This is a genomic window from Halopseudomonas sp. 4NH20-0008 (genome assembly GCF_057548395.1).
In genome coordinates, this window is sequence record NZ_BAAJMD010000012.1 from 60,479 (window position 1) to 68,505 (window position 8,027).

At 57.6% G+C, this 8,027-nt stretch carries 6 protein-coding genes and 1 tRNA gene; 3 read left to right on the forward strand and 4 right to left on the reverse strand.

Translation table 11 applies throughout. From position 1 onward, the window contains the following. Positions 1 to 13 precede the first annotated feature (13 nt). Positions 14 to 2,392 carry an EAL domain-containing protein gene (locus AC27HQ_RS12770; RefSeq protein WP_487156558.1) on the forward strand — a complete coding sequence of 793 codons (2,379 nt, stop codon included), beginning with the start codon at positions 14 to 16 and terminating at the stop codon, positions 2,390 to 2,392. On the opposite strand, the gene AC27HQ_RS12775 is transcribed toward AC27HQ_RS12770, so the two are convergent. The 4 genes from AC27HQ_RS12775 to AC27HQ_RS12790 are packed head-to-tail and all read right to left on the reverse strand — an operon-like array spanning position 2,383 to position 6,635. Beyond that, complete coding sequence (locus AC27HQ_RS12775) at positions 2,383 to 2,814, reverse strand: group I truncated hemoglobin (protein ID WP_487156559.1); 432 nt, start codon at positions 2,812 to 2,814, stop codon at positions 2,383 to 2,385. The two genes, AC27HQ_RS12770 and AC27HQ_RS12775, sit on opposite strands and share 10 nt — an antisense overlap. A gap of 8 nt (positions 2,815 to 2,822) precedes the next feature. Then, the gene (locus tag AC27HQ_RS12780; protein ID WP_487156560.1) at positions 2,823 to 3,680 is read right to left on the reverse strand and encodes a DUF3034 family protein; all 858 of its coding nucleotides are present in this window, start codon (positions 3,678 to 3,680) and stop codon (positions 2,823 to 2,825) included. Beyond that, positions 3,677 to 5,983 (reverse strand): putative bifunctional diguanylate cyclase/phosphodiesterase, encoded by a 2,307-nt coding sequence (locus AC27HQ_RS12785; protein WP_487156561.1) that lies wholly within the window; start codon positions 5,981 to 5,983, stop codon positions 3,677 to 3,679. The genes AC27HQ_RS12780 and AC27HQ_RS12785 overlap by 4 nt, the downstream gene beginning before the upstream one ends. Next, positions 5,970 to 6,635 (reverse strand): methylamine utilization protein, encoded by a 666-nt coding sequence (locus tag AC27HQ_RS12790; protein WP_487156562.1) that lies wholly within the window; start codon positions 6,633 to 6,635, stop codon positions 5,970 to 5,972. Before AC27HQ_RS12790 ends, AC27HQ_RS12785 begins: the two co-directional genes overlap by 14 nt. Before the next feature lie 129 nt (positions 6,636 to 6,764). Here AC27HQ_RS12790 and AC27HQ_RS12795 point away from each other — a divergent pair, with 129 nt between their 5' ends. Together AC27HQ_RS12795 and AC27HQ_RS12800 are read left to right on the forward strand one after the other, a co-directional pair. Then, positions 6,765 to 7,763: an LLM class flavin-dependent oxidoreductase gene (locus AC27HQ_RS12795; protein WP_487156563.1), complete on the forward strand. Its 999-nt coding sequence runs from the start codon at positions 6,765 to 6,767 to the stop codon at positions 7,761 to 7,763. An 81-nt stretch (positions 7,764 to 7,844) separates the two neighbouring features. Beyond that, positions 7,845 to 7,918: transfer RNA gene (locus AC27HQ_RS12800), tRNA-Gly, on the forward strand. Positions 7,919 to 8,027 lie beyond the last annotated feature (109 nt).

The following is an 8,027-nucleotide window of genomic DNA, read 5'->3' on the forward strand; positions in this document are numbered from 1 at the left end:
CAGGGCATCAGGGATGAAGCGATTTTCGCTGGCGACACCCGAGAGCATGACCATCCAACGCTCGGTGATGCTGGTACTGAGTCTGCTGGTACTGCTGTTCATCCTCGGTATGTGGCTGATGTCCAGCCTGAACCTGCGCTTTGCCCAGGACACCATGACCGAGTTGCGACAACGTCAGGTTGCCGACACCTTCTATGCCAATCTTGACCGCATCAATGCGCACCATCAGCGCATGGAGCAAAACACCCTGGACCTGGCCAGACTCGGCGAACTCTATCAGCGCTTAAACCTGGGCACAGGCCGTCCACCCCGGGTTGAACTGGAGCGCAATCTGCGTCAGATATTGCGCGACTTTCCAGATGCCAACGGCTCTGCCATCTGGCTTGAACCGGGCGTTGTTGAAACAGAAGCATTGGGTATCAGCGCGCACCGTGGTGACGATGGCATTCGCATCAACCTGAACCGCGACGATGTGCGCGAACGCAACTGGTACCAGCGTATCAGAGCCCATCTGGACACCCAGGACCAGCAAACCGGCCGGCGCAGCTTCAACTGGTCACCGGCCTATTACAAGTCACAGATCGATACGGTCGTCATCAGTCTGAGCACCCTGATGCGTGATGACAGCAACAGGGTCATCGGCATGGTCTCCAGTGACTGGCAGATAGACGCCATCATCAACCTGGTCAGCCAGGTCGATATCACCCCGGGCACCTTCGCTTTTCTGCTCGACAGCCAGAACCGCAACCTTTCAAGCCTGTCCCGCTCGGAAGACGTACAAGGCGCCCAGCAGTTGATTGAAGCCATTACAGCCCTGCAACTGCAGGCCGGCGAATACAACCGGAGCAGCCGCTTGCTCGGCATGCTCGAGCGAAACACCCCGCTGCAGCAGAGAATGCTGGAGGTTGCCAGTCACCAATATGCCTTGCTGTATGCCGCCACAGATGCGGATATGGTCTTTGGCATCGGTGTTCCCCAGGCTGAAATAGATGCGGTATTGGTCCCCATGCGGGAAAGCAATCTGCGCATTGCTCTGCTGATAGGCAGTATTCTGCTGTTACTGTCGGCGCTGATTCTGTTTATGGTTGCCAGCACCCTGCGTCAGTTGCGCAATTTGTATACCGACCCACTGACAGGACTGCCGAACCGGGAAAAGTTGCTGGTCGACCTGCGCCAGACCCGTGCCGCCAGCTTGATCCTGTTGAATATCGATGACTTTAAACAGATCAATGATTTTTACGGCCATGAATGCGGCGATCAGGTTATCTGCATACTCGCAGGTGCCCTGCGTCAGCGCCTGCTGGAAGACGCCCTGTGGGCCCGCAGCCGTCTGTATCGGATGCCCGGCGATGAAATGGCCATCTGGCTCCCCGGCCAGCTTAGTCCGGCACAGCAGGAAACGCGGTTGTCCGAGCTTGAGCGCTTTGTGCAGACATTGAGTATCACCTGGGCAGGCCAGGACCTGACTCTGCGCACCAGCATGGGAATGGCCAGCACCCGGCAGCCCGACGGCTCGCTACTCCCCAGCGCCCTGTTGCTGGCCTCGGCCAACATTGCCCTGAAGCAGGCACGCCTGAGCCTGACCAGCCACGTTATCTATGATCCGGCACTTCGCGCCCGGGAAAGCTACGAACATAATCTGATCTGGGCCAACAAGCTGAAGTCGGCACTGGAGCAAGGCCGTATCGTGCCCTGGTTCCAACCCATCAGGACGTTGGCAAACGACCGCATCGAGAAGTTTGAATGTCTGGTACGCATGCTGGATGAACAGGGCGAGCCGGTCAGTCCGGCACAGTTTCTGCCCGTAGCCAAAAAGATACGGCTATACCGTGACATTACTCGGCAGATGATTGACCAGTGTTTTCGCCACTTTGCCGACAATGATTATGCCTTCTCACTGAACCTGTCCAGTGAAGACCTGCTCGATCCCGAGCTGTGCAAGGATATTCTCCAGCGCCTGGAAAACAGCCCTCTGGCGCATCGCGTGATTCTGGAAATACTCGAGTCCGAGGGCATTGAAAACTATGCCCCGGTGCGCGCTTTTATTGATCAGGCCAAGGCTCTTGGCTGTCGTATTGCGATTGACGATTTCGGTACTGGCTATTCCAATTTCGAGCATCTGTTGCGGCTCAATGTTGATCTGATCAAGATCGATGGCAGCCTGATCCGTCAATTGAATGATGACTCGAACGCTCTGACTCTGACCCGCGGCATTATTCATTTTGCCCGCGAACTGGGCATGCAGACGGTCGCCGAGTTCGTCCATAGTCCGGCCCTGCTACAAAGAGTATGCGAACTGGGCATCGACTTTGCTCAGGGTGCAGCCATAGGCATGCCCATGGCCGATCTGCAGCAGACTATTGAACCCCAGGATCAGAGCGCTCAGCGGTAGATGATATCCGCCCGCATTGGCGCCAGACGGGCCAACAGACGATTCTGAGTTGCCACCGGAACAGCTTCGGCATCCATGGCGGCAATCAGATCTTCCACCAAAGCATTGAAATCAGCCTCGCTGACATCCATGCCGGCGTGACTGTCTGCCATGCTATCACCGGTGTACTCGCAGGGACCGCCCGACTCGAAACAGAATTGCTCGACCAGCATCTGATAAAGACGATCAATATCCGTCTCGGCAAAGTGATGAACGATCTTGGGGTTGTCGGAAATGTTGATCAACATGCCCTCGACTATCCGCTCTATGCCTGGCTGGCCGCCCAGGGCCTGATACAGGCTGTCATCCTTGGTTGGCGCAAGCGGCTGCTGAGTACAGGCACCTAGTGTGGCCACCAGAAGCAATGGCACAAGCATTCGCATAATCCACCTCAATAACTGACTTGAACCGATAGATAGAGTCCGCGCTGGTCATCCAGCGTGGCAATTTCACCAAGATCCGCCCAGGCGGCCACCAGCGCCAGACGCTTGTCAGGGAAATAGCCAACAAACAGGTCCTGCCAATCACTCTCGCCAGCAAACGAGAGGTTATCCGGCTTCTCCCGGTATTCCACACCAACAGCCCAGCGCGGGTTCAACAAGACGGCGACGCTGCCCTCCTTGAGCAGACTGCGGCTATCCCGACGGTCGCCACCAAAACCCAGCAAACCGGTTTCATTGGCTCGACTGTAGCGCAGGGTGCCGTTTACCAGCAGGTTGTAGCCGAAGGCACCACCGAGGAACAGCCGACTGGCGGCCAGGTAGGCTTCGTTATCACTGTCCCGCACGGCGCCCACAGCATCAGGGATCAGAAAGTTCTGCTGGCGTTTGTGCATTAATCCCAGACTGACCTGGGGCAAATGGTCATAAACCAGATCACCGAGCAACCTGACCTTGAGACCGAATACGTCCTGATTCAGGCTGCTTTGCGGCAAACCGGCCAGGCTGGCCAATTCACCAATATCCAGACGCTGGCGCGCCACCGAGAGTTCCACGCGGTTGGCAAAGCTGGCGCTGGCGCCAAAACTGTCGAGCCGGTAATCACCACTATCTACCCGAGTAGCAAAAACCGCCCCGCCCCACTCCTCGCGTGTGCCATAACCGGACATGACCGCCCAGGGAACAATGCCGCCGCCCGCCGCTCCTTCAAACATACTGGCACCACCGGTGGCCAGCAGCCGGCTGCCGGGGTCTGCCGCTGCAAGCAGCGGTGCACCGATCGCCACAATGAATGCCACAATACGTCTCATGAAAGCTCCCGTTGACGATAGGTATCCCGGTTGGCTTGCAGCCACTGCTCAAGGTCCCGAGCCGCCAGCGGCCGACTGATAAAGTAACCTTGGGCAACATTGCAGCCCAACTGCTGGAGGCGACTCAAGCTATCGGCGTCCTCAACGCCCTCGGCCACCACCTTGAGGCCCATGTTGTGCGCCAGCTCGATGGTCGATTTGACGATCACCAGATCATCGCTGCTGGTGGCCAGGTTAAGCACAAAGGATTTGTCGATTTTCAATTGCTGAACCGGCAGGCTCTTGATCGTCGCCAATGACGAGTAGCCGGTGCCGTAATCATCTATTGCCAGTTCGATGTCCAGCTCTCGCAAACGCTGCAAACTCAACAGACTGGCCGCAGGATTGTTCATCAGAGCGCTCTCGGTGACTTCAAAGGCAATGTAACGCGCCGGAATTTCCTGCGCCCGCAGGATGCGCGCAACCTGCTTAGGGAAGTCTGGATTACCCAGATCCGATGCCGAGAGGTTCATCGCCACCTGCATCTCCAAACCCTGCTCAATCCAGTAACCCAATTGCGATACCACAGCAGCGAGCATCCATTGGGTCAATCGGTGAATACTCCCTGTTTGCTCGGCCAGGATAATGAACTCATCCGGACTGATCGCACCCAATTCAGAGTGCGTCCAACGCATCAAGGCCTCCAACTGCCTAACCTCTCCGGTTCGGATATCCAGCTTGGGCTGATAAACCACTGCCAACTCTTTCAACTGCGGTGCAAAGTGGATGTCACGAATCAAGCGCATGCGACGCATGTATGCCTCATCGCGCTTGGCCTGGTAGACCGCAATGCGTGCCGGACCGGGCTGGGCGTCGGCTGCGGCGATACCGACCTGACGCAATAACGATTCTGCATCACTGCCCTGCTCCGGCCAAACAACAATACCGGCAAGCCAGATCAGGGTCAGCTTGACCTCATCAACCTGCATGCGCTCTGAGAGTGCCGTTAATAAAAGGTCACTGGCAATGACGGCCTGATCCACATCCAGACCATCCAGCACCAGCAAAAAGCCCTGACCCGGCTGATAGGCCAGCAAACCGCCCGTCGGAATGACGGTATTCAGACGCCCGGCATAAGCAACCATCAAGCGTGAATGGGCCGCCTGCCCCACAGACGTCAGCGCCTCAGCCTCAGCATCCAGAAACAGGCGAATCAGCGCCCCTTTACGTCCCGCCTGAACGCCCTCTGACAATCGCTCAGCCACCTTGAGCACATTGGCCAGACCGGTCAAAGGGTCGTGGTAGGCATTGTGTGCTATCTGCCTTTCACGCTCAGCAATTCCCTGGCGCATGATATCAATGCTGCTGGCCAACAACCCAAGCTCATCATCCCGCGGCAAGGAGACCGCCTGACTGAAGTCACCCAGACCGATTTGCCGTGCACTGTCCGCCAACTGCTTGACCGGCCTGGACAGATTACCCGCTATGACCATGGCAACCAGAGACGACAAAGTCAGAGCTATCAAGGTGATGATTGCCAGCTCCTGCTTCAGCAGATCAAAAATAGCCAATGCCTCGCTGCGCGGGCTTAGCAGCTCAGCGCTTACCTGGTAGCCCTGCTGTTCGAGCAGGATATTACGTAACCCAAGATAGCTTTCATTTTCAATAGTCAGGGCATTATTGCTCTCATTCGGTATGGGTTCGTAGGTATCGCCGAGCGTGCTGATGCGGTACAAAACCTGATTATCCAGCGAGCTCACAAAGCTCACCTGCAAGCCGGTCAGCTTTTGCATCTCCAGCGCCAACGCCTCATCAAGCCGAAAGGCCATGGCTACCTGACCGACCATCACGGGCGCCATGACCACCGCCTCTACAAGCAAATAAGGCCGGCCATCTATCACCGCTAACAAGGCATCCTGGGTCAATGGCTGAACGGCTGAGATATCAATCCGAGCGCCCACTTCGGTTCGTGATGATTCGCGAACCTGTCCGGCCAGATCAAAGAACAGCGCTTCATCTGCGCCAATACGCGCACTCTGATTTATCAGTGCCGAACGTATGGTAGGCAGATCGCCGGAGGCCACCGCATCACGAAAGCCGAAGTCAGCAACCAGTACCTGAGTGGCGCTGGACAGCTCGCGCGCGCGCAGCTCAAGCAGCCGTGCAAACACGTTGCTACCCACATCCAGTTGCTGGCGCGCCTGGCGGTTTGCAGAGCTGTCAGTCGCGGAATAAACGGCAACGAACACCGCCCCCAGTACCAGTACCAGCAGCCCAAGCAACAGCAGAACCAGACGTGTACGCAGGCGCTTAATGCGTAGCATGCTCAGCCGCCTTGCGGAATCGTTGCTGCAGCGGTGACAGAGGGGGTTCCGCGACACTTGGAGCCAGGGTGACAGGCAGGCTCAGCACAGTCTGTTCGCGGAGGTTGATGTTTCCCAGGGCGACCGGCGACTGCTCAGCCAGACTGGGGTGCCACCAATGGGTATCCAGCGGGCCGATAGGCAAATCAGCCAAAGCCAGTGCACCGTCAGCGTCACTGACGGCGTGCCAGGGCAGCTCGGTTACCAGAATATAACCGAGCATGTTGTCATGGATATTGCAGCCGAGGATCACCGGACCAGGCTGATCAAAGACCACCGGTGGCGCATCGCTGCCCTGGAAAAGACGCAGTTCAAAGCGCTTGGCCGCAGAAAACGAATACACGTGATGGCGCACATCGTCACTGTTGGGAAAATCCACCGAGGCTCCGGTATTGACCACCAGAATGCGGGGCTGGAATTGCATGTTGAGCTGATCCATAACCGGCGGGTTGACCACCGATGGCGCCACCTCTGACACCAAGATCACGGCATCCGGAAGTGGATTACCGGCCGCATCAACAATCTGCAGAGGGCCAGCTTGTAGAGGCAACAGGGGCAGCACGAATGCGGCCAACGAAACTGCAACATAACGGGCTAACCCGGCAAAAGGCATATGAGCATGGCTCCTGACTGCGGAATGATCCAAGGGGCGCTGTCGCATGGCTTGGTAAGACTCAGACTAGGCGCAGCCTGACTATGACGTTAGCATACCCCCTTAATCTCTGCCTATGCCGGAGCTCGGATGTCTTCCCTCGCCATTCCACTGTCTGTACTGGATTTATGCCCTGTTCCCCAAGGGTCGACACCGGCGCAGGCGCTGCACAACGCCCTTGCTCTGGCTCGACATGCCGAATCTCTGGGCTTTGTGCGTTACTGGGTGGCTGAGCATCACAACATGATCGGCATCGCCAGCGCCGCGACTTCGGTGGTGATGGGCTATCTGGCCGGTGGAACCCGGCAGATCCGTATTGGCTCAGGCGGCATCATGTTGCCGAATCATGCGCCGTTACAGATCGCTGAACAGTTCGGCACGCTGGAATCCCTGTACCCCAACCGTATTGACCTGGGACTGGGTCGGGCGCCAGGCACTGATCAGGCAACCGCTCAGGCACTGCGCCATGGTGCCGGCGATGGTTCGGACTTTCCGCAGATGCTTGCGACCCTGCAGGCACTGTTTGCCGAACCCGTGGCCGGACAGCGTTTGCGTGCCGTTCCCGGCGCAGGACTCTCAGTCCCCATCTGGCTGCTGGGCTCCAGCACCTTCAGTGCCCAACTGGCCGGACAACTGGGACTGCCCTTTGCCTTTGCCGGGCAATTTTCCCCCGACTACATGCACGCCGCGCTGGATACCTACCGCACGCACTTCCAGGCCTCAGCCACGCTGGAAAAGCCGCATGTCATGCTGGGGATCAACGCCTATGTAGCAGAAAGTCGAGAGCAGGCACATGTGCTGGCCAGCTCGCAGCAACAGGCCTTTCTGAACATGATACGCGGTCAGCCCGGACAATTGCCGCCGCCGGTTGAGAGCATGGAGGGCATCTGGCTGCCGCATGAGCGCCATCAGGTGCTGGCCACCCTCGCCGGCACCCTGATTGGTGACCGCGCCAGCGTCTCACAGCAGATGGCCGACCTGCTGGAACGCACCGGCGCCAACGAGTTGATTGTCAGCAGTTCGATTTTTGACCAGCTCAAACGCCAGGAAAGCTACAGCGGGCTGATGGCCGCCGCCAAAGCGCTCTGAAGCAGCAAGCCGGAATACTCAGCAAAGCCCCGCATAGAGCGCTTCCCAGCAGGGAGCAAGTCTGGTACAAAGGCGCCTGTTGCGGGTGTAGCTCAATGGTAGAGCAGAAGCTTCCCAAGCTTACGACGAGGGTTCGATTCCCTTCACCCGCTCCAAGGCGTTATTCCGGATCATTCCGAGATGCGCCTGGAGCCCTTCAAAAACGCCAATTCTGGCAATGCTATCAATCCCTATTGTTCCCTGTTGTACCCGTTGAAGTATTCC

Bases quoted from the DNA above. Each gene is read 5' to 3' on its own strand.
- AC27HQ_RS12770 (WP_487156558.1), top strand. From the start codon at position 14: ATGAAGCGATTTTCGCTGGCGACACCCGAGAGCATGACCATCCAACGC.
- AC27HQ_RS12780 (WP_487156560.1), bottom strand. From the start codon at position 3,680: ATGAGACGTATTGTGGCATTCATTGTGGCGATCGGTGCACCGCTGCTT.
- AC27HQ_RS12785 (WP_487156561.1), bottom strand. From the start codon at position 5,983: ATGCTACGCATTAAGCGCCTGCGTACACGTCTGGTTCTGCTGTTGCTT.
- AC27HQ_RS12775 (WP_487156559.1), bottom strand. From the start codon at position 2,814: ATGCGAATGCTTGTGCCATTGCTTCTGGTGGCCACACTAGGTGCCTGT.
- AC27HQ_RS12795 (WP_487156563.1), top strand. From the start codon at position 6,765: ATGTCTTCCCTCGCCATTCCACTGTCTGTACTGGATTTATGCCCTGTT.
- AC27HQ_RS12790 (WP_487156562.1), bottom strand. From the start codon at position 6,635: ATGCCTTTTGCCGGGTTAGCCCGTTATGTTGCAGTTTCGTTGGCCGCA.